Raw genomic sequence first — 20,937 nt, forward strand, 5'->3', positions numbered from 1 at the left:
GCGGGGTCTCTCGCCTGTCCCGTTCCGTCCAGCTTCGCGCGCATCGTTGCCCCCGGCTCCGTCGGTGCCCGACAGCGTATACCCCGAGGCCACGGTTTTCTCGATGGTCCACAGAGGACTGGTTTAGGGGTTGCTCACGTCCGGTAGCCGGTGAATACCGGCAGTGAGGCCGGCCGCGCCCAGCGCCACGGATTTCGCCCCGTGCCGGGAGAGCCGGATCGCCACCGGTTCCCCGGACAGCAGCGGCTGTTCCGCCAGCGCTTCCCGCAGCGGTTTCTCCAGGAGTGCCCAGGACCGGACCACCGAGCCGCCGAGCACGCAGGTCGCGAGGCCGAGCAGCCCGGCCGCGTGCGCGATCGCCTGGCCGAGGAACCGGCCCGCGTCGGTGAACACCGCTTGAGCGGCTCGATCCCCGGCGAGCGCTTCCTCGGCGATCGCTTCCGCGGTGCGGGTCCGGCCGGTCGCTTCGGCATAACGGCGGGCCAAGGCGCGTCCGGAGGCGTACGCCTCGAGATGTCCGATCTGCCCGCAGGTGCAGAGTTCCTCCCCGTAGCGGCCGACGTGCCCGATCTCGCCGGCCCCGGTCGCGCCGCCGTACAGCAGCCGCCCGTCGACGAACAGTGCGCCGCCGACCCCGGTCCCGACCGCGACGCCGAGCACGTTCCGCTCGCCTGGCAGCAATTCGCCGAGCAGGAATCCGTCCACGTCGTTGACGGTGCGCACCGGCACCCCGCCGAGCCGGGCGGACAGCTCGGCGTTGACCGGCGTGCCCGCCCATCCGGTGAACGAATCCCCGGTGACCAGCACTGTTCCGGTCACCGGGTCGACGACGCCCGCCGCTCCGACGCCGACCCCGGCGAGCGCCGCGTGGTCCGGCACCAGCGAGCTGACCAGCTCCGCCGCGCGGTCGAGGATCGCCGCGCCGCCCCGGTGCGACTCCGACGGAGCGGACGCCGAGCCCAGTTCCTTTCCTTCCTCGTCGCACACCACCACCAGGGTTTTCGTCCCGCCGATGTCGACTCCGGCCCGCAATCCGGTCACGCCGCGGGGTCCGCGCCGGCCAGCGCCTCGCGCCGGCTCCGCTGCAACTGCGGATCCGGGACCGGCGAGGACAGCAGCAACGCCTGCGTGTACGGATGTTCCGGCGTGCGCAGCACCGTTTCCGCCGGGCCTTCCTCCACCAGTTCGCCCGCGCGCAGCACCGCAACCCGATCGCACAGGCTGTCCACCACCGCGAGGTCGTGGCTCACGAACAGGCAGCCGAAGCCGAACTCGCGATGCAGCCGCCGGAACACCTCCAGCACGGCTGCCTGCACGGATACGTCCAGCGCACTCGTCGGTTCGTCGGCGATCAGCAGCTTCGGGCCCAGCACGAGGGCGCGGGCGAGGCTCACGCGCTGCCGTTGCCCGCCGGACAGCTCGTGCCCGTACCGGCCCAGCAAGCTTTCCGGCAGCTCCACCGCGTCGAGGAGCTCCCGCACCCGCCGCTGCCGCTCGCCGCGACCGGCCGAGGTGTGGACCACCAGCGGTTCGGCGACGGTCTGCGCGACCGTCATCCGCGGGTCGAGCGACGACGCCGGGTCCTGGAACACCGCGCCGATCTGCCGCCGGACCGCCCGCGCCGAGCGGCCGGTGCCTTTCGGCAGCGGTCCGCCGAGCACTTCGACAGTGCCGGATTTCGGCGTGACCAGCCCCAGCGCACAGTTCCCGAGCGTCGTTTTCCCGGAACCGGATTCGCCGACCAGTCCGACAATCTCACCGGCTGAGACGGACAGGGAAACGTCGTTCACCACCTGGCGTCCGCTGTACTCGACCACCACATTCGACAGCGCGAGCACCGGCTTCGGGGTTTCCCCGGCCGCCGGTTCGTGCGCGAACGAACCCAGTTGCGGAACCGCGGCCAGCAGTTCCCGGGTGTAATCCGCCTTCGGCGACGAGAACAGTTCCGTCGCCGGGGCTTCCTCGACGAGCGTGCCGTTCCGCAGGACCGCGACGCGATCCGCGACGTCGGCGACGACGCCCATGTTGTGCGTGATCAGCAGCGTCGCGGTGCCCTCGTGCTCGCGGATGTCGCGCAACAGGTCGAGAATCTGCTGCTGCACGGTGACGTCGAGCGCCGTGGTCGGCTCGTCCGCGATGATCAATTGAGGCCCGGCGGCGAGTGCGATCGCGATCATCACGCGCTGCCGCAGACCGCCGGACAGTTCATGCGGGTACTGCTTCAGCCGCGCGGCCGGTTCCGGGACGCCGACGCGGTCGAGCAGTTCGGCGCACCGGTCGTAGTAGCGGCGGTGGCGCAGTTTCTTCGGATCGTGGTTGCGGATCGCCTCGGCGAGCTGGAAACCGATGGTCCGCAACGGGTTCAGCGCGGTCATCGGTTCCTGGAACACCATCCCGGCGGCCGGGCCGCGCAGTTTCCGCAGGTCCTCGCCGCGCAGGTCGAGGACGTTCTGCCCGGCCAGCTCGATCGACCCGGTGACCCGCGCGGATCCCGGCAGCAGCCCGAGCACCGCGAGCGCGGCCGTGCTCTTGCCGGAACCGGACTCGCCGACCACCGCCACGATCTCGCCGGGCGCGACCGACAGGCTCAGCCCGTCGACCGCCGCCGCACCGCCGGAATAGGACACCCGCAGGTCACGGATGTCCAGCACTGCTTCGCTCATCGTCGCCCCTTCACCGCGAACGCGTCGCGCAGCCCGTCGCCGAGGAAGTTGATCGCGCACACCACCACGACGATCGCGATGCCCGGTGGCAGGATCAGCCACCACGCGCCGTCGAAGGTGTAGGTAATTCCTTTGGAGAGCATGGCTCCCCAGTCGGTGTCCGGCGCCGGAACGCCGAGGCCGAGGAAGCTGACGTACGCCACGAGCAGGATCGCGTCGGCGATCTGGAACGTCGCGTTCACCACCACGGTGCCGATCGCGTTCGGGATGATGTGCCGGAACACCACGCGCGTGCGGCTCGCACCGAGCACGGTGATCGCGCGGATGTAATCGCGTTCGCGCAGGCTCACCGTTTCCGCGCGCATCAGCCGCGCGGGCACCAGCCACGACACCGCGCCGATCAGCAGTGCCAGCACACCGACGCTCGGCGTCACCAGCGTCGCGGCCACCAGCAGCAGGAACAGCGCCGGGATCGCGACGCCGGTGTCGACGATCCGCATCAGCACGGTGTCCAGCCAGCCGCCGGTGTACCCGGCGACCGCGCCCCACACCGCGCCGATCGCGGTCGCGATGAGCCCGGCGAGCACGCCGATGATCAGCGACGTCCGTCCGGCGACCATGAGCCTGCCGAGCACGTCGTACCCGAGGTCGTCGGTGCCGAGCAGATGTCCGCCGCCCGGTCCGAGGCGCGCCGAGGCGAGGTCGGTGTGCGACTGGTCGGTGCCGTAGAACACCGGTCCGAGGAAACAGAACGCCACGACGAGCAGCAGCAGGACCGCGCCCACGACCGCGGATTTGCGGGCAAACAGCCGCGAAAGGACAGTCACGACCGCGCTCCCTTCACCCGCACCCGCGGGTCGATCGCCAGCTGGACCAGGTCCGCGAGCAGGGAGCCGAGCACGGTCGCCACGGCGATCACGAGCACGACGCCCAGCAGCACCGGGAAATCGGCGGTGCGGGTCGCGGTCCAGAACAGCAGGCCGATGCCGGGGTAGTTGAACATCGATTCGACGACCAGCGAACCGCCGAACACCACCGGCACGTAATAACCGAGCATCGAGACCACCGAGGTCAGCGAGTTCGGCCAGACGTGCCGCCAGATGATCGTGCGCTCCGGCGTTCCCTTGGCCCGCGCGGTGCGCACGAAGTCCTCGGACAGGCTGTCCAGAGTGGACGCTCGCATGTACCGGCTGAACGCGGCGAGCGCGGCTCCGGTCCCGGCGAGCACCGGCAGCACCAGCGCACCTGGCTGGGACAGCAGTTCGCCGATCGTCTCGCCCTGTGCGGCCTGCGCCGGGAACCACGGCAGGACCTGCGCGAACAGGATGATCAGCACCAGTGACAGGAAGAACACCGGCGTCGCGTAGAGCACGAAGGTGATCGCCGTGGTGAGCACGTCCGCGGTACGGCCGCGGCGGACCGCTTGCCACACGCCGAGCGGCAGCGCGACGAGGATCGCGAGCGCGGTGGACAACACGGTGAGCAGCAGGGTTTTCGGCATCCGCTCGGCGAGCAGGGTGCTCACCGGCGAGTTCTGCGTGTACGACTCGCCGAGGTCGCCCTGCAGGAGCCGTAGCAGGTAATCCCAGTACTGCACCGGAAGCGGCTGGTCGAAGCCCTGCGCGTGGTTGAACGCGGCGATCTGCGCCTCGGTGGCCTTCACACCGAGTACGCCGCGGGCCGGTCCGCCGGGCAGCAAATGCAGCAGCACGAACGTCACCACGGTGACCAGCAGCACGACCACCACGGCCAGCACGAGCCGGCGGAGGATGTAGCGCGTCATGTCCTCACCTCGTCCAGAACCAGCGTTGCGGGAGCAGCCCGGCCATCGGGTCCTGGGTCACGCCGTGCAGCGCGGTGTCGATCGCCGACACCTGGTACGGCGGATTCGGCAGCCACAGCACCGGAAGCTGCTCGGCCAGATAAGCGCTGTACTCGAGCATTGCCCGGTTGTCCGACGCCAGGTTGGTGGCTGCGATCAGCTTGTCCGCCTTCGGATCGGTGTAGCCGCCGAAGTTCGTGCCCGCGCCGGTCGCGAACAGCTCCTCGCCGCTCGGGTTCGCCGGGAAGTACCAGCTGCCTTGCGTGCCGAAGTAGGACAGCTGCCAGCTGCACGACGGGTCCTCCGGTTTGCACGTGGTTCCGTTGGCCAGCACGGTGTTCAGCGGCTGCGCGTTGATCTTCATCTCGATGCCGACCTTCGACAGCTGAGAGCGCAGTTCCTGCATGGTGCCGTCGGTTTCGTCGGAACCGGACTCGGTCAGCATGGTCAGCGACAGCCGGGTGCCTTCGGCGATGCCCTCGCCGCATTTCGCCGGGTCGGCGCAGAGGAGGACGCCGTCGGAACCGGGTTTCCAGCCGTGGTCGGCGAGCAGCTGCCTCGACTTGTTCAGGTCGAACGGGTACGGATTGGTCTTTTGCTTGGGCGACAGGTACTTCGTGTCGTTGTCCTGCGGCACCGGGCCGTAGCCGACGCGCGCGGCGCCACGCCAGATCACCGAGGTGATGGCGTCCTGGTCCACCGCGTGCTGGATCGCCTGCCGCACGTACAGCTGGGAGAACACCTTGCCCAGCTTCGGATTGTTGAAGTTGTACGGCGAATACGTGATGGACCAGCCGTTCCACGGTTCGACCCGGTAGCCCTGCTCTTCCAGCTTCGAGCGCTGGCCGAGGTTCGACGTCGGCAGGTACCCGTAGTCGAGGCCGCCGGCGCGGAGCACGTTGTACTCCGCCGACGGACTGGTGAAGGTCAGGAACCGGACAGTGTCGAGCTTCGCCGGATCCGGTCCGGTGTACTTCGGGTTCTTCCGCAGCGTCACCTCGCCGGACGTGCTGAACCCGGCCAGCGTGAACTGTCCGTTCACGACCTTCCACAGTGGATTCGTCGCGTACGTGCCGAGCTGTTTCGCTTGGCTGACCAGGAAATCGAAGACCTGTTTCGCGCCGTCCGGGGTGCGGTCGTGGTCGCCGACCGGACCCGCGGCGCTCGTGCGGTCCCACGCGTGCGGCATCGGGACGATCAGGCTGAGCTGATTGGCGGTGAACCAGTCCGGGTTGTATGCCTTGTCCAGAGTGAACGTGAAGGTGCGGTCGTCCACGGCGTGGAATCCGACAATGCTGTCCGGGATCGAGCCCTTCGAGTACTTGCCCCACTTGTCCTTGCCCGCGCGGGCGAGGTTGAGCCAGAACTCGACGTCGCGGCTGGTCAGCGGCTCGCCAGTGGACCAGGTCAGCGGCTTGAGCGTGATGGTCACGGTCTTGCCGTCGGGGGAGTAGCTCGGCACGTTCGCGGCGCTCGCGGCGTCGTCGAGGGTGACCGAGCCGGAACTGCCGTCGTAGCTGTACAGCGGCACGTACATGGTCGACCGGATCATGCCGTTGTACGACCCGCCGTAGCCGGGGAGCGAAAGCGGCATGATCCAGTTCGGCGTCGCCGACGGGGGCAGCGCGAACCGCACGGTCCCGCCGGTTTTCGGGGTGCCGGAACCGCCGCCGTGCGGTTCCCGGCTCGCCGCGCAGCCGGACAGCGCCAGCGCGGCGGCGAGCGTGACCCCGAGCGCGGCGCGCCACGGGCGTCGAGCCATTCGCATCACTTCCAACAACTCTGATGAAAGGCCAGTGCCAGGTGCTATGCCGCGTCCTGGCTGTCGGGTAATCTTGCACGCGAGACGGGAATTGCCAAGAGTCCTTTCGCACAGTTTAGTTACATCAATCGTGATGAAAGAGGTGACGCGGTGGATCCGGCCGGACCGCTGCGGGTGTTGTGGCTGGTCGCGCACGGCCACGCGAGGTCGCGCATGGACCTGGCGCGTGCGCTGGGCCTGCCGCAATCGACGGTGTCGGTGCGCACGCAAGCGCTGATGTCCGCCGGGGTGCTGAGCGAATCCGGCGAGGGCCGGTCCGCGGGCGGGCGGCGGCCGAAGCTGCTGTCGGTCAACACGGAGTTCGGCCACGTCTGGGGCACCGACGTCGGCTCCCGGCACGTGCGGATCGGCGCGCTCGACATCGCGGGCAACCTCCTGGAAGTGCACGAGCGTCCGCTGGACATCAGCCAGGAGCCGCGAGAACTGGTCGCCGGGCTCGCGGCCGCGGTGCGCGATGTGATGGCGGGCGCGGATTGCCCGGGCCGCGCGCTCGGTCTCGGCGTGGCGTTCCCGGGTCCGGTGGATGTCGACGCGGGCACCATCACGCTGCCGTCGCGGATGCCCGGCTGGCGCGGGTTCGCGGTCCGGGACGCGCTGGCGGAGCACTTCGACCTGCCGGTGTTCGTGGACAACGACGCGAACCTGCTGGCGCTGGGCGAATCCGTGGCCGGCGCGCCCGGCCGGACGCTGCTGGTGGTGAAGGCCGGTACCGGCATCGGGTCCGGAATAGTGCTGGGCGGCGAGCTTTACCGCGGCCGGGCCGGAGTCGCGGGCGATATCAGCCACGTGCGCGTGCCCGCCGCCGAGGACCGGCCGTGCACCTGCGGGAACCGCGGCTGTCTGGAAGTGGTGGCCAGCGGCGCCGCGCTCGTCGCGCAGTTGCGGGCGCAGGGTTTGAAGCTGGAGACCACCGCGCAGGTGATGGCCACCGCGGAAGACGGACATCCCGAAGCGACCACGGCCGTGCGGCGCGCCGGGCTGCGGCTCGGCGAGGTGCTGGCCACGGTCGTCAACTTCAGCAACCCGGACGAGGTGCTGCTCGGCGGCGCGCTGTCCGGTTCGGAAGCGTTCGTCGCGGCCGTGCGCGGTGCGTTGTACGAACGGTGCCTTCCGTTGGCTACCAGGGAACTGCGGATCGACCGGGTGCGGTTCGGTGCGGACGCGGGACTCTGCGGCGCGGGCGCGCTCGCGCTGGACGCGGTGTTCGAGCAAGCGATCAAACGGAGTGGACGATGAAGAAGCTGCGGGTCGGGATCACCGGAATCGCCATCGAATCGAGCACCTTCTCGCCACATCGGTCCACAGTGGACGATTTCCGGGTGCTGCGCGGGGACGAGCTGCTTGGCCGCTATGACTTTCTCGACGCGGACTGGGCGGCCGAGGTGGAATGGGTCCCGCTGATGGACGCGCGGTCGCTCCCGGGCGGTGCGGTCACCGAAGAGGCGTACGCCGAGCTGTCCGGGGAAATCCTGGACCGGCTGCGCTCGGCGGGTGAGCTGGACGGGCTGTTCTTCGACATCCACGGCGCGATGAGTGTCGTCGGACGGTCCGATGTGGAGGCTTCGCTCGCACAGGAGATCCGTTCGATCCTCGGTCCGGACGTGCTGGTGTCGGCGTCGATGGACTTGCACGGCAACGTTTCGCGCGAACTCGTCACCGCGCTGGACCTGATCACCTGCTACCGGATGGCTCCGCACGAGGACGCGTGGGAGACCCGCGAACGCGCCGCGCGGAACCTGGTGTCGCGGTTGCGGTCTGGCGGTCGGCCGAAGAAGGCTTGGGTGCAGGTTCCGGTTCTGTTGCCGGGGGAGAAGACCAGCACCCGGCTCGAACCGGCGAAGAGCGTCTACGCGGCAGTGGATTCCGTCGAAGCGCTGGACGGAGTTCTGGACGCGGCGATTTGGGTCGGCTACGCGTGGGCGGACGAACCGCGCTGCCAGGCTGCGGTGGTAGTGATGGGCGACGACGTTCCGTTGATCACGAAGGAAGCCGAGCGACTGGCTCAGTCCTATTGGGACGCTCGCCACGACTTCGCTTTCGTCGCCCCGACCGGCACGCTGCCGGAATGCCTCGAGCAGGCGGTCGCTTCGGAATCGAGGCCGTTCTTCATCAGCGATTCCGGGGACAACCCGACCGCCGGCGGTGCCGGGGACACGTCGTGGAGTCTCGACGTCCTGCTGAACACACCGGCCATTGTGGACTCTTCGCTGAGCACTTTGTACGCGGCCATTGTGGACCCCGAAGCCGTTGCTACGGCGGTCGAAGCCGGCGTCGGCGCGACGATTTCTGTTGAACTGGGCGGAAAAGTCGACTCCGGACCGCGCGGCCCGGTCGCACTCACCGCACAGGTGGCCGCGATCGACGTCGACGACCCGGTCGCCGGAACCACGGTGGCACTGGCTGTCGGCGGCCTGCGGGTGATCGTGACCGCGCGCCGCAAGCCGTACCACCTCGAATCCGACTTCCACGCGCTCGGCCTGCGCCCGCGTGAGGCGGACGTGGTGATCGTGAAGATCGGCTACCTCGAACCGGAGCTGTACGACATGGCCGCGGACTGGCTGCTGGCCCTCACCCCCGGCGGCGTCGACCAGGACCTGCTCCGGCTCGGCCACTCCGGCATCGTCCGCCCGATGTTCCCCTTCGACGCCGACATGGCGGCCCCGTCTCTCACCCCAGAGGTCTTCTAAACACTCTCGGTAGCCAGCACCGAGGCGGTCAGTAACTCGCCTCGGCGCTGACCTGTGTTTCCCTCTGCTGGCTTGACAGGCAGGCATTTGCCTGCCTTACTGTAAGTGTGCAACCTGACCTGGACAAAGTGTTCAAGGCGCTGGCGGATCCGACCCGCCGGTACCTGCTCGACCAGCTGCGCGAGGACAACGGGCAGACGCTGGGCGAGCTGTGCCGCCGGCTGGAGATGACGCGGCAGTCCGCGACCCAGCACCTCGCCGTGCTGGAGGCGGCGAACCTGGTGAGCAGCGTGCGCCGCGGCCGGGAAAAGCTGCACTACCTCAATCCGGTGCCGCTGCACGAGATGCAGGCGCGGTGGGTGGACCGGTTCGAGCAGCCGCGGCTGCGGATGCTCAGTGCCGTCAAACGTCGAGCAGAGGAAGCCATGAAGCCGAGTTTTGTGTATGTGACCTACATTCAGAGCACGCCGGAGCAGGTGTGGCACGCGCTCACCGACCCCGACCTGACCGGGCAGTACTGGGGCCACCGCAACGAATCCGATTTCAAGCAGGGTTCGCGCTGGGCGCACGTGCGGACCGACGGGTCCGGGATCGCCGACGTCGAGGGCGAGGTGATCGAGTCGGTCCCGCCGAAGCGCCTGGTCACCACCTGGTACGACCCGAACGGCCCGAAGGACCAGGAGCCGTCCCGCGCGACGTTCGACATCGAACAGCACGAGGGCATCGTCCGGCTGACCGTGACGCACGAGGACCTGCCCGACGAGAAGGCGCACCAGGACGTGTCCGGCGGCTGGGCGGCCGTGCTGTCGAACCTGAAGTCGCTGCTGGAGACCGGGCACGTGCTGCCGCAGGCTCCGTGGGAGATGCCGTGACCGGCGCGCGGGAATAGACCCGCCTCCAGGTTTGTTGGGGCCTTGTGAGCGCCGGTTTTTCGACGGCAGTCGCTCACGAGGCCCCTCTTCGCGTGCAGTGCCAGTTGTGCGGCCGGAACCGATGCGCTACTCTCGGCGCATACCCCAGGAAGTCGGCCCCGCCGCCCCGGGGTTCCGCCCTCTCCGTCAGCGTGAGTCAACGCGACGCGAATCGGCGTCTTTTCCGAAGCCCGTCGCCTGACCCGCTTCGTCTCATCCGGCGGTCCGCTTTCCGCGTCGACTGTCACTGCTCAAGGAGCCGCAAACCATGACACAGCAAGGAATTCTCGATATCCACGGCAAGACCGCCACCCTGGGCTACGCCCCAGGCGGCCCGTCCGTGCCGCTGTCCCTGATCCGCACGCACAGCCTGCGCCGCGGCGACGAACTCGTCCTCGACGACGGCGAACTCGTCTCGGTCAACGGCCGTCCGCCCGGAGAACGGCGTCCCGATTTCGACCAGCTCACCCCCGTTCACCCGGATCAGCGACTGGTCCTCGAAACCAGCAGGCACCAGCTCACCACACGCGTCCTGGACCTGGTCGCCCCGCTGGGCAAAGGCCAGCGCGCGTTGATCGTCGCCCCGCCGCGCACCGGCAAAACCACTGTGCTGCAAGCGATCGCGCAAGCGGTCGCGGTCAACCACCCCGAGGCACACCTCATGGTGTTGCTCGCCGACGAACGCCCCGAAGAAGTCACGGACATGACCCGCTCGGTGCGCGGCGAGGTCGTAGCGTCCACTTTCGACCGCAAGCCCGCCGAACACACCGCCGTCGCCGAACTGGCTCTGGAACGCGCGAAACGCCTGGTCGAAACCGGCCGCGACGTCGTGCTGCTGCTGGATTCCCTGACCCGCCTGGGCCGCGCGTACAACCTGGCAGCCCGCACCTCAGGCCGAATCCTGTCCGGCGGCGTCGACGCCAGCGCACTGCACCCGATGAAGAAAATCCTAGGCGCGGCAAGGAACATCGAAGGCGGCGGCTCGCTCACGATCATCGCCACCGCACTGGTCGGCACGGGTTCTTTGGCGGACACGGTGTTCTTCGAGGAACTGAAAAGCACCGGCAACTCGGAACTCCGCCTGGACCGCATGCTCGCCGACCACCGCGTTTTCCCCGCGGTAGATTTCTTCGGCTCCGGCACTCGCCGCGACGAGCTGATCGTCCCGCCGCAGGAACTGGCCGTGATGAACGAGGTGCGCCGCGCACTGTCCACACAGGACCCTAAGCGGGCCGCGGAACAGTTTCTGGAACAGGTCCGCACGACGAAGTCCAACGCGGAATTCATCGCCCGGGTGAACGCTTCCCTGGCTGTTCCGACTACTGCGGCCGCCTGAGTTGGAGACCGAACGCCTCCGGCTCACCCCGATCGGCCCGGCTCTCGCCGACGAGCTGTACCGGCTTCACTTGGATCCTGGCATCGCCCGCTGGTACGGCCAATGGACCCGCGCCGACGCGGAAGCCCGTGCCGCGGAGATCGGCCGAAGCTGGCAACGCGACGGCGTGGGCAAATGGCTGGCATACCACCGAGAATCGGGAGAACTCCTCGGCCGAGGCGGACTGTCCTATCAGGACGTCGACGGCGCGCGACGGCTGGAAATCGGCTGGGCGGTGCGCGAGGAGCGTTGGGGAAACGGCTATGCGACCGAGATCGGCCTCGCTGGCCTGGCCCGCGCACGAGACCTCGGCGCAGCGGAAGTCGTCGCCTTCACCGAGGTGTACAACGCCCGTTCCCGCGCGGTGATGGAACGGCTCGGCTTCGCTTACCGCCACGATTTCCCGCACCGAGGCGAGCCCTTCGCGCTCTACGCAATCTCCTTCGGCAGCCCCGCCTAGAAAACGGCGAACCATCCTCAGTCGTGAGCAGATGGCCGCCCCTCCCGCACGACCATCTCCTCGAGCCGACCGAAGCACTGCGCCCGACCAACCTGTCCGTCCTCACCGGAGCCAGGGTCAGGGAATCGTCACCAGCCACCGATCCGACCGCCGGCGCAGGTAGCCCCACCAATACGCAGCCGAAACCACCAGCACCCCGGCCGTGATCGCCAGGTCCAGCAGGCTCTGCGACACCAGTACGTAGCCGAGCGCCAGCACCGCGACCACAGGCACCACCGGCCACCCCGGCATTCGCCATACCTGCGGACGCCGGTGCGCCGGCCGCCGTGCCCACAGCACGCTCACCGAGATCGCCAGGTACAGCGCGACCACAGCCACCCCGGTCACGCCGCTCAGCGTTTCCACCGGCACGAAGCACAGCACCGCTTCCGAGACGCCGACCACGAGCGTCGCCACCCAAGGCGCGCCGAACCGTGGGCTCACCACGCTCAACGCGCGATTCACCGGCTCCGGCCAAGCGCGATCCCGGCCCGACGCGTACAGCACGCGCGAGTTCTGGATCACCATCACGATCACCGCGTTCACGATGGCCGCCGCGATGCACAGGCTGATGATCGTGCCGAACGTCGAACTGCTCCAGCTCACCACGAGCGCGGTCAGGTCGAGGTTCTGCAGCGTCGCGAGATCCGGCACGCCCAGCGTGATCGCGATGACCGGCACCAGGATCACGACCGCGCTGACGCCGAGCGTCCAGAACACGGTCCGCGACACCGTCTTGTGCGGCTCTCGCATCTCCTCCGCCAGATACACCGCGGTCGAGAAGCCCTGCACCACGAACAACGCCACCGCCAGCCCGGCGATCACCGAGACCAGCGCGATCGGATGCACGCCGTCCATGCTGGGCCGCACGAGCACCGCGGCCGGCCGGTCGGTGTGCGCGAAGCCGAGCACGGACACCACGACGATCGCGACGATTTCGATCACCAGGAAGATCCCGGTCAGCCAGGCGTTCGACCGCAGGTTCACCAGGCCCATCCCGGTGGACGCCAGCATCACCAGCGCACCCGCCACCGACGGATCGACGTGCACGATCACCGACAGGTAGTCGGCCACCCCGATCGCGATGATCGGCGGCACCACCAGGATCACGATGAACGACAGCATGAAGGTGATCCACCCGGCGAACCGGCTGACCACTGTGGACACCATGGCGTACTCGCCGCCCGAACTGGGCACCAGCGTGCCGAGTTCGGAATAGCAGAACGCGATGCCCACGCACAGCAGCACGGCGAGCCCGATGGCCAGCGCGGTGCCAGTGCCGAGCGAGCCGAACAACGGCGGGACGAGAACGAACAAGGACGACGCGGGAGTCACGCAACTCAGCGTCAGCAAGGTACCGCCGCCGACGCCGATCGATCTGGTGAGCGAGCGGGGCGCGGGCGAACCGGCGGCAGTGTCGGTCTGGACGGGGACCGGATGAGGCGGCATGGGGATCCCTCCGTCGGCGGCGCTGGAATTCGACGGATGGAACAGGACGGGTTTGCCGTTGTCAACGTCGGAAAGACGACGAAATCCGTTGTCAGGCACCCTGGGTAACGGGCCATCTGGACACTCAGGGCGACGATGTGCCACGCCCCCGGTTGCCCGGGGGAGGGTCGACCCGAGATGATCCCGGGATGCAGAGCCAGGACCCGAACCGGCCGGTGCCGCCGGTGGTCGACGACATTTCGAAGCAGATCATCGCCCAGTTGCAAGAGGACGGACGGCGGCCGTACGCCACGATCGGCAAGGCGGTCGGGCTGTCCGAGGCGGCGGTCCGCCAGCGGGTGCAGCGGCTGTCCGATTCGGGCGTCATCCAGATCGTCGCGGTGTCGGATCCCTTGCAGGTCGGGCTTTTCCGGCAGGCGATGGTCGCGATCACCGTAGACGGCCCGCTCGATCCGGTCGCCGACGCACTGGCCGAAATGGACGAGATCGACTACGTCGTGCTGTGCGCCGGCCGCTTCGACGTGCTGTGCGAGGTGCTCTGCGCCGACGACGAGGCGCTGCTCGACGTGATCTCCAACCGCATCCGGACGCTGCCCGGCGTGCGGACCGCGGAGACGCTCGTGTACCTCAAGCTGCGGAAACAGTCGTACCAGTGGGGCACGCACCGCCGGTGACGACGAAATCCGAAGGTCTGTCCCGATGAGACAGCTGAAATTAGTCGTTGTGGGTGGCGCTGGCGACTGATCCGCTTGCCAAGCGGCGTCGGCTCGTGCGATAACCGAGAAGTCCGGCCGGTGCGCCACGGTGCGTGCCGGCAGCTTCGAGGCCCGTTTCGAGGAGCCATGACCACGACCGCCGAACCCGCCGGGATCGCCACCGTCCAGGGCGCCGCCGCACACGACAACCTCTGGCTGCATTTCACGAGGCACAGCCAGGCCGAGCACTTCCCGGTGATCGTGCGCGGCGAAGGCGCCTACATCTGGGACGACACCGGCAAGCGTTACCTCGACGGCCTCGCCGGACTGTTCGCGGTGCAGGTCGGCCACGGTCGCGAGGAACTGGCCGAAGCCGCCGCGCGGCAAACGAAACAGCTCGCGTATTTCCCGCTCTGGGGCCACGCGCATCCGCCCGCGCTCGAACTGGCCGAACGCCTCGCCGCCGCGTCGCCGGGCGACCTCAACCGCGTGTTCTTCACCGTCAGCGGCGGCGAATCCGTGGAAACGGCGTGGAAACTCGCCAAGCAGTACTTCAAGCTGACCGGAAAACCCACCAAGCACAAGGTGATCAGCCGCGCGCTCGCGTATCACGGCACGTCGCAGGGCGCGCTGTCCATCACCGGAATCCCTGGTGCGAAGGCCGATTTCGAGCCGCTCGTGCCGAGTACGCTGCGGGTGCCGAACACGAACTTCTACCGCGCGCCCGAGCACGCCGACGATTACGAGGCTTACGGCCGCTGGGCCGCTGACCAAATCGAGCAGGCGATCGAATTCGAGGGCGCGGACACGGTCGCCGCGGTATTCCTCGAACCCGTGCAAAACACCGGCGGCTGCTTTGTCCCGCCGCCCGGCTATTTCGAGCGGGTCCGCGAGATTTGCGACAAACACGACGTGCTGCTGGTGTCCGACGAGGTGATCTGCGCGTTCGGCCGGGTCGGCTACGACTTCGCGGCCAAGCGATACGGCTACCAGCCGGACATCATCACCACCGCCAAGGGCCTGACCTCCGGGTACGCCCCGCTCGGCGCGGTGCTCGCGAGCGACCGCCTGATGGAGCCGTTCGCTGGCGGCGAGGCGACCTTCATGCACGGCTCGACCTACGGCGGACACCCGGTTTCGTGCGCGGTCGCGCTGGCGAACCTCGACCTCATCGAGCGCGAGAACCTTTACGGCCACGTGCTGGACAAGGAAACCGCCTTCCGGGCGACCCTCGACCGGCTGACCGATCTGCCGATCGTCGGCGACGTGCGCGGCACCGGTTTCTTCTACGGCATCGAACTCGTCAAGGACAAAGCGACCAAGGAGACGTTCACCGCCGAGGAATCGGAACGCATTCTGCGCGGCTACCTCTCGAACGCGCTGTTCGAGGGCGGTCTCTACTGCCGCGCCGACGACCGCGCCGAGCCGGTGGTCCAGCTGTCGCCGCCGCTGATCTGCGACCAGCCGCAGTTCGACGAGATGGAGCAGATCCTGCGCGAGGCGCTCACCGGAGCGTGGAAATTGCTCTGACGCCCGCTGCCGCCCGGGTTGTCCCGCTACGCTGATCTTCGTTGCCTACCAACGGGAGGAAGCGCGTGGCGCAGTGGAATGACCTGGTCGCCTACATCAGGCAGACCTACCGGGTGATCCGGGACGACCCGGGCGAAATCCGGATCCGGGTCCTGTTCGGCGACGACGCGGAGACGACGGGGCGCGCGCAGGTCGTGGTGATCGCCAGGGAGATTTTCGACCAGCGCGAGGACTGGGTGCAGATCGCGACCCCGTTCGCCCGCGTGGACGAGGTCGATCTGCACACCGTGCTCACGGAGGTAGGCCAGACGCTGGTGGTCGGCGGGCTCGTGGTGATGGGCGAGCACCTCGTGCTGCGGCATTCGCTGCCGCTGCTGAACCTCGACCTCAACGAGTTCACCGATCCGCTCGAACTTGTCGCCGGTTCGGCCGAGCTGCTGGAACAGCAGTTCACCGGGCGTGACGACTACTGAGCGACGGCAGCCACGAAAAAGCGGGGCCCTGATCCGATCGGGGCCCCGCTTTTCGTTGGCTCAGTACGGTTGCGTGGCCGGCGGCCGCACACCGTCCATCCTGGACTGAACGCTCGGCTCGACCGCCGGGCAGTGCTTGCCGCGACCCGGGCTCGTGCCGTCGATCAGGAAGGCGTCCGCGGCGTCGATGACGCACTGGCTCTTCTTGAAGTACGCGCCGTGGCCCCAGCCCTCGTAGGTGAGCAGCGGCGCACCGGACTGCTGCGACGCGCGCACCGCCCAGCTGTACGGCGTGGCCGGGTCGTAACGGCTGTTCAGCATCAACATCGGCACGCCTGCCCGGACCGACAGCGGATGCTGCGGGTTGCGCACCGGGCTCGGCCAGCCGGCGCAGCCCGTCGCCGCGCTCCAGCCCAGCGGCGAGAAGTGCAGGTCAGGCGACACCCTGGCGAGCGCGCGCCGGTAGCTGTCGAGCTGCGGGTAGCTGGTGACCGGCAGCCGCCAGTCGGAGCAGAAGATGCTGTTGAACGTGTTCGGAATGGGAATGTCGTCCTTGCCGAACGACGCCTCGGCCGGTTTCCCGTCGCGCAGGCCGACCAGGCTCTTGGCGAGCTTGTCCCAGGTGGGGCCGTAGAAGTTCTGCGAGATCAGTCCGACGAACGCCATCGGGTCGAGGCGGTCGTCCGGGGTGCCGAGTTCGCCGCGTTCGGCGCGGGCGTACAGGTCCGCCACCACCGCGCTGACGTCCTGGCCGTGCAGCGCGCACGACGTCGTCCGGTCACACCAGTCGGTGAACTGCTCGAACAACTCTTGCGTGGCCTCGGTTTCCGTCCTCAGGAATTCCCAGGTGCTGCGGATCGAGTGGTCCATGTTGCTGTCGAGCACGAGCGCGCGCACCCGGTCCGGATACGCCTCGGCGTACTGCTGGCCCATCAGCGTGCCGTACGAAACGCCGTAGTAGGTGAGCTTTTCGTCGCCGAGCGCGGCGCGGATCGCGTCCATGTCGCGCACGACGCTGCGGGTGTCCGAACGACTGGCGAGCGGCCCGGTGATCCGGTCGCAGCTGCGCCCGAGCGCGCGGTTGTACGCGAGCAGCTGCTGGAATTCGCCGGAATCCTTCGGCAGCACCGGGTTTTTCGCGGTGAGCTCGTCGAGCCCGCACTGGATCGCGGTGCTTTCCCCGACCCCGCGCGGATCGAACCCGACCGTGTCGAACTGCGCGGTGACCTTCGGCGACAGCGTCCAGCCGCTCTGCACCTCGCCCGCGCCGGCACCGCCCGGCCCGCCGGGATCCATGAGCACCGAACCGATCCGGTGCGCGGGATCGGTGGCCTTGCGCCGCGCGAGCGCGAGCTGGATCGTGCCGTCGCCGGGACGGTCCCAGTCGAGCGGCACGGTGAGCTTGCCGCATTCGGCCCCTTGCCCGGTAGGACACGGTTTCCAGTCGATGGCCGCGGGAGCGGCGGTCGCCGGTGCCGCGGTGAACAACGCCGTCGCCGCGGTGACCGCGGTGGTGGCGGCGGCCAGTTTCCTGCCCAGACCCAATGCCCTGCCCCTTCGGCGTGAACTGGAGACGTCGGAGCCCTCGATCTTGCCAGAAGGTGACAGGAGCCACTAGTGCGGGTTACCGTCCTTTGTGGACAGTCCGGGTGCTGGCCAGGTGCACGGCGAAGTCGAGCGGGATCAGCCCGTCGGGCCGCGCCAGTGCCGGAGCCTGGGAGAGAAAGGCGGTTTTCAGCGCCTGGCAAGCGGGTTCGCCGAGCGGGAAGAGGTTGTAGACGGTCGAGACGAACTCCCAGACCTGATCGAGCGGACCGCTGAAGTCGATCTCCTCGGTGCGCCACTGAACGGGAGCGAACCCGGCCGGGACGAGGATGTCGTCCAGCCCGGCCTGAGTGCGGGTGCGCTTGTCGCCGAGCGGAGGCAATCGCTGCTCGGCCGGGACGTCGGCGAGGATTTCCCGCAGCAGCTTGCCGAACAGGGCGCGGGCCCCGCCTTCGGCCGCCCCGCCGCTGAGGACGAGCGAGAGCTGTCCGCCCGGCCGGAGCACGCGGGCCAGTTCCGCGGCCACCTCGTCGATGTCAGTCATCAGCATGAACGCCATGTGCGACACGCAGGAATCGAAAGAGTGGTCCGCGAACGGAAGTTGCTGTGCCAGGCCTTCCGCGACCGTTGCCGAACGCTGCCGGGCGAGGGTCAGGTCCACCCTCGACAGGTCGACTCCGATCGCCTGATGTCCCGCCGCGGCAAGGAGTTCGAGCAGGAATCCGTCGCCGCAAGCCAGATCCAGTACGCGTCCCGGAGAAGCGATCTCGTCCCGGAGAAGCTCGTAACTCGACCGTCCGTCGGCGCTTCGGCCATCGCCGAACGCGCGCGACGTAACCGCCGGATGGCTTGCGTGGAAGGCACGAAAGAAGGTTTCTTGAGCGGACCTGGTCACTCTCCCAACTTACGCACCGGCGCGAAATCCCGCCCTCTGTTTGTAGAATCAGCGGATGGCGGACGTGGTGCCCGATCGGCGCGAGGCTGAGGTCTGGTGTTCCTACCAGCGCGTGCAGCGGGCGCTCGGCAGCGCGCTCGACCGGCAGCTGGAGCGCGACGCCGGGATCTCCGGAGCCGACTACGCCCTCCTCGTCCCGCTCGCGAACGAACCGGACGGCGTGCTGCGGATGCGCGAACTCGGCGCGACCGTCGAATGGGACCGCAGCCGGCTGTCGCATCACGTGAGCCGGATGTGCAAGCGCGGGCTGGTCACGCGGGAGAACTGCACCGAGGACGCGCGCGGGGCGAACGTCCGGCTCACCGAGGCCGGTCGCGCGGCGGTCGCGGCGGCCAGGGAACAGCACGGCGAACTCGTGCGCCGGTATTTCTTCGACCAGGTCAGCGGCCCCGAGCTGGAGCTGCTCGGCCGCGTTTTCTCCCGGATGCTCACCCGGCTGGCGCAGGACTGACGGAGATCGTCAGCGCTCCGTGCGGGCGCGGTAAGCGGTGCGCCGCAGTCTTGCCGCATCGCCTACCGACCCAGGGGAGCAGAGATGACCAGCAAGACAGTTCTCGTGTCCGGCGCCAGCGTCGCGGGTCCGTCCGCCGCCTACTGGCTGCACCGTTACGGCTATTCGGTGACCGTCGTCGAGGCCGCGCCGCAGCTGCGGCCCGGCGGGCAGGCCGTCGATTTCCGCGGCGAGCAGATGAAGCTCGTCGAAGCGATGGGCCTGCTCGACGACCTGCGGGAGCACGAGACCGCACTGCGGGAGCAGGTGCAGCTCGACCCGTCCGGACAGCCCGCCTTCACCCTGCCGAGCGGGTTCACCAACGGCGAGCTGGAGGTCCTGCGCGGCGACCTCGCCCGTGTCCTCTACGACCACACCAAGGACTACACCGAGTACGTCTTCGGCGACCGCGTCACCTCGCTGACCGAGACCTCCGACGGCGTCGACGTCACCTTCCGCCACGGCGCCCCGCGCCGGTTCGACCTGGTCGTCGGCGCGGACGGGATCCACTCCGGCGTGCGGACGGCCGCGTTCGGCCCGGAGGCGAAATTCCGCACCGACCTCGGCTACCACGTCGCCGGGTTCACCGCGCCCAACCATCTCCACCTCGACCACGCGGGCCTGCTCTACAACGAACCCGGTCTCGGCGCGATCGTCACCAGCCACCGCGACCCGGAGACCGTCACCGTCGGCCTCACCTTCCGCGGCGACCCGGACGGGTACGGCCGTCCCGACCTTGCCCGGCAGAAGGACATCGTCACCGAGGTCTTCGCCGACGCCGGATGGGAACTCCCGCAGCTGCTCACCGCGGTCGCCGACGCGCCTGACCTGTACTTCGACACCGTCGGCCAGATCAAGCTCGACAGCTGGTCGCGCGGCCGGGTCGTACTGCTCGGCGACGCCGCCTGGTGCGCCGGGCCGGGCGGATCCGGCACCGGTCTCGCGATGATGGGCGCGCAGGTGCTGGCCGGAGAACTGGCCGCGGCGGGCGGCGACCACGTGACCGCGTTCGCCCGCTACGAGCAGCGGCTGCGCAAGCCCGCCCGCGTCGGGCAGCGCAACGGAGCCGGTTCGGGCGACTTCCTGGTCCCGGCCACCGAGGAGAAGCTGCGCAAGCGCAACCGGATGTACCGCAAGCTGACCGGCCCGATCGGCCGCCGCCTCTTCGAATACATGGGCAACCGCGCGGCGAACGCGGTCAAATACCGCGAATACCCCCAGCCCCGCGCGCACGCCTTGCCTTGACGCTGACGACAACGTTTAGCGTCGCAGACATGCGCATCGGCGAACTGGCTCAGCGGACCGGGACCACCACGCGGGCCCTGCGCTTCTACGAGGCACAGGGCCTGCTCCCGGCGGCGCGCGCGGCCAACGGCTATCGCGAGTACGACGAGGACCACCTGCGGCTCGTCAAGGAAATCCAGACCCTGCGCACGGTCGGATTCAGCCTCGACGACACCCGCCCGTTCGTCGACTGCCTCCGCACCGGCCACGACGCGGGCGACGCGTGCCCGGCGTCGGTCGAGGTGTACCGGCGGAAGCTGGACGAGGTCGAGGCCTGCATGCGCGACCTCGCCGCGGTCCGGGCCGCCCTGCTCGACAAGCTCGCCGCCGCCACCACGCATCCGGCCGACCCGTGCACCGCCGAACCCGAGGAGTCCCGATGACCACCGACGCCACCTTCGCCGCCGACGTCCTGGACCACGACCAGCCCGTCCTGGTCGATTTCACCGCCGACTGGTGCCCGCCGTGCCGGATGATCGCGCCGGTGCTCGCCGAGATCTCCGCGGAACGGCCCGGTCTCACCGTGCGCGAGCTCAACACCGACGAAAACCCCGAAACGATGCGCGCGTACCAGGTGATGGCGTTGCCGACGCTGATGCTGTTCCGCGACGGTGCCCCGGTCGCGTCGTTCGTCGGCGCCCGGCCGAAGGCGAAACTGCTCGCCGAACTGGACAAGCTGCTGGGCTGAACCGGTGGCCTTCCCGGTTTGCCCGGTGGGCGGGTGACGGAGCAGGTAC

The 20,937-nt window shown here is 68.8% G+C and carries 20 protein-coding genes; 12 read left to right on the top strand and 8 right to left on the bottom strand.

What is annotated here, in order from left to right; genetic code table 11:
• Positions 1-123 precede the first annotated feature (123 nt).
• From FKO37_RS13595 to FKO37_RS13615, 5 genes are read right to left on the bottom strand one after another with little or no spacing between them, the layout of a single operon-like run.
• Positions 124-1,041: an ROK family protein gene (locus tag FKO37_RS13595; RefSeq protein ID WP_238604545.1), complete on the bottom strand. Its 918-nt coding sequence runs from the start codon at positions 1,039-1,041 to the stop codon at positions 124-126.
• The gene (locus FKO37_RS13600; protein ID WP_238604546.1) at positions 1,038-2,663 is read right to left on the bottom strand and encodes an ABC transporter ATP-binding protein; all 1,626 of its coding nucleotides are present in this window, start codon (positions 2,661-2,663) and stop codon (positions 1,038-1,040) included. Before FKO37_RS13600 ends, FKO37_RS13595 begins: the two co-directional genes overlap by 4 nt.
• Positions 2,660-3,490, bottom strand: coding sequence for an ABC transporter permease (locus FKO37_RS13605; protein ID WP_037815136.1), 831 nt, complete (start codon positions 3,488-3,490; stop codon positions 2,660-2,662). The genes FKO37_RS13600 and FKO37_RS13605 overlap by 4 nt, the downstream gene beginning before the upstream one ends.
• On the bottom strand, positions 3,487-4,446 hold the full coding sequence (locus FKO37_RS13610; protein WP_037815134.1) for an ABC transporter permease: 960 nt from the start codon (positions 4,444-4,446) through the stop codon (positions 3,487-3,489). Before FKO37_RS13610 ends, FKO37_RS13605 begins: the two co-directional genes overlap by 4 nt.
• A gap of 4 nt (positions 4,447-4,450) precedes the next feature.
• Positions 4,451-6,247 carry a peptide ABC transporter substrate-binding protein gene (locus FKO37_RS13615; protein ID WP_238604547.1) on the bottom strand — a complete coding sequence of 599 codons (1,797 nt, stop codon included), beginning with the start codon at positions 6,245-6,247 and terminating at the stop codon, positions 4,451-4,453.
• Positions 6,248-6,397: 150 nt separating this feature from the next.
• Here FKO37_RS13615 and FKO37_RS13620 point away from each other — a divergent pair, with 150 nt between their 5' ends.
• The 5 genes from FKO37_RS13620 (at position 6,398) to FKO37_RS13640 (ending at position 11,740) form a co-directional block, all read left to right on the top strand.
• On the top strand, positions 6,398-7,543 hold the full coding sequence (locus FKO37_RS13620) for an ROK family transcriptional regulator (protein WP_238604548.1): 1,146 nt from the start codon (positions 6,398-6,400) through the stop codon (positions 7,541-7,543).
• The gene (locus tag FKO37_RS13625) at positions 7,540-8,994 is read left to right on the top strand and encodes a M81 family metallopeptidase (RefSeq protein ID WP_238604549.1); all 1,455 of its coding nucleotides are present in this window, start codon (positions 7,540-7,542) and stop codon (positions 8,992-8,994) included. Before FKO37_RS13620 ends, FKO37_RS13625 begins: the two co-directional genes overlap by 4 nt.
• A gap of 107 nt (positions 8,995-9,101) precedes the next feature.
• Positions 9,102-9,866 (top strand): metalloregulator ArsR/SmtB family transcription factor, encoded by a 765-nt coding sequence (locus tag FKO37_RS13630; protein ID WP_238604550.1) that lies wholly within the window; start codon positions 9,102-9,104, stop codon positions 9,864-9,866.
• A 307-nt stretch (positions 9,867-10,173) separates the two neighbouring features.
• Complete coding sequence (rho, locus tag FKO37_RS13635; RefSeq protein ID WP_238604551.1) at positions 10,174-11,241, top strand: transcription termination factor Rho; 1,068 nt, start codon at positions 10,174-10,176, stop codon at positions 11,239-11,241.
• A gap of 1 nt (position 11,242) precedes the next feature.
• Positions 11,243-11,740, top strand: a complete 498-nt coding sequence (locus FKO37_RS13640; RefSeq protein ID WP_037815125.1) for a GNAT family N-acetyltransferase — start codon at positions 11,243-11,245, stop codon at positions 11,738-11,740.
• A gap of 117 nt (positions 11,741-11,857) precedes the next feature.
• Here FKO37_RS13640 and FKO37_RS13645 read toward each other — a convergent pair whose 3' ends face one another.
• On the bottom strand, positions 11,858-13,228 hold the full coding sequence (locus FKO37_RS13645) for an APC family permease (RefSeq protein ID WP_238604552.1): 1,371 nt from the start codon (positions 13,226-13,228) through the stop codon (positions 11,858-11,860).
• A 188-nt stretch (positions 13,229-13,416) separates the two neighbouring features.
• On the opposite strand from FKO37_RS13645, the gene FKO37_RS13650 reads away from it, so the two are divergent.
• The 3 genes from FKO37_RS13650 to FKO37_RS13660 all read left to right on the top strand — a co-directional run bounded on the left by FKO37_RS13650 (position 13,417) and on the right by FKO37_RS13660 (position 15,926).
• Positions 13,417-13,902: an Lrp/AsnC family transcriptional regulator gene (locus tag FKO37_RS13650; protein ID WP_009082329.1), complete on the top strand. Its 486-nt coding sequence runs from the start codon at positions 13,417-13,419 to the stop codon at positions 13,900-13,902.
• 168 nt (positions 13,903-14,070) lie between these two features.
• The gene (locus FKO37_RS13655) at positions 14,071-15,453 is read left to right on the top strand and encodes an aspartate aminotransferase family protein (RefSeq protein ID WP_134729840.1); all 1,383 of its coding nucleotides are present in this window, start codon (positions 14,071-14,073) and stop codon (positions 15,451-15,453) included.
• A 65-nt stretch (positions 15,454-15,518) separates the two neighbouring features.
• Positions 15,519-15,926, top strand: coding sequence for a hypothetical protein (locus tag FKO37_RS13660; RefSeq protein WP_037815122.1), 408 nt, complete (start codon positions 15,519-15,521; stop codon positions 15,924-15,926).
• A gap of 60 nt (positions 15,927-15,986) precedes the next feature.
• Here FKO37_RS13660 and FKO37_RS13665 read toward each other — a convergent pair whose 3' ends face one another.
• Together FKO37_RS13665 and FKO37_RS13670 are read right to left on the bottom strand one after the other, a co-directional pair.
• Positions 15,987-17,471 (bottom strand): alpha/beta hydrolase, encoded by a 1,485-nt coding sequence (locus tag FKO37_RS13665; protein WP_238604553.1) that lies wholly within the window; start codon positions 17,469-17,471, stop codon positions 15,987-15,989.
• 79 nt (positions 17,472-17,550) lie between these two features.
• Positions 17,551-18,366 (bottom strand): class I SAM-dependent methyltransferase, encoded by an 816-nt coding sequence (locus FKO37_RS13670; RefSeq protein ID WP_134667426.1) that lies wholly within the window; start codon positions 18,364-18,366, stop codon positions 17,551-17,553.
• A 55-nt stretch (positions 18,367-18,421) separates the two neighbouring features.
• Between FKO37_RS13670 and FKO37_RS13675 the strand changes: the two genes are divergently transcribed.
• The 4 genes from FKO37_RS13675 to trxA all read left to right on the top strand — a co-directional run bounded on the left by FKO37_RS13675 (position 18,422) and on the right by trxA (position 20,888).
• A complete protein-coding gene (locus FKO37_RS13675; protein ID WP_037815113.1) occupies positions 18,422-18,877 on the top strand; it encodes a MarR family winged helix-turn-helix transcriptional regulator in 456 nt (151 codons plus the stop codon).
• Between the two features lie 84 nt (positions 18,878-18,961).
• The gene (locus FKO37_RS13680; protein WP_238604554.1) at positions 18,962-20,161 is read left to right on the top strand and encodes an FAD-dependent monooxygenase; all 1,200 of its coding nucleotides are present in this window, start codon (positions 18,962-18,964) and stop codon (positions 20,159-20,161) included.
• Between the two features lie 29 nt (positions 20,162-20,190).
• Entirely contained in the window at positions 20,191-20,583 is a 393-nt protein-coding gene (locus FKO37_RS13685) for a MerR family transcriptional regulator (RefSeq protein ID WP_238604555.1), read from the top strand.
• On the top strand, positions 20,580-20,888 hold the full coding sequence (gene trxA / locus FKO37_RS13690) for a thioredoxin (protein WP_134667424.1): 309 nt from the start codon (positions 20,580-20,582) through the stop codon (positions 20,886-20,888). The genes FKO37_RS13685 and trxA overlap by 4 nt, the downstream gene beginning before the upstream one ends.
• Positions 20,889-20,937: the final 49 nt, after the last annotated feature.

Origin of the sequence: Amycolatopsis sp. Poz14, assembly GCF_006704225.1 — a bacterium.
Lineage (GTDB): Bacteria > Actinomycetota > Actinomycetes > Mycobacteriales > Pseudonocardiaceae > Amycolatopsis > Amycolatopsis nivea.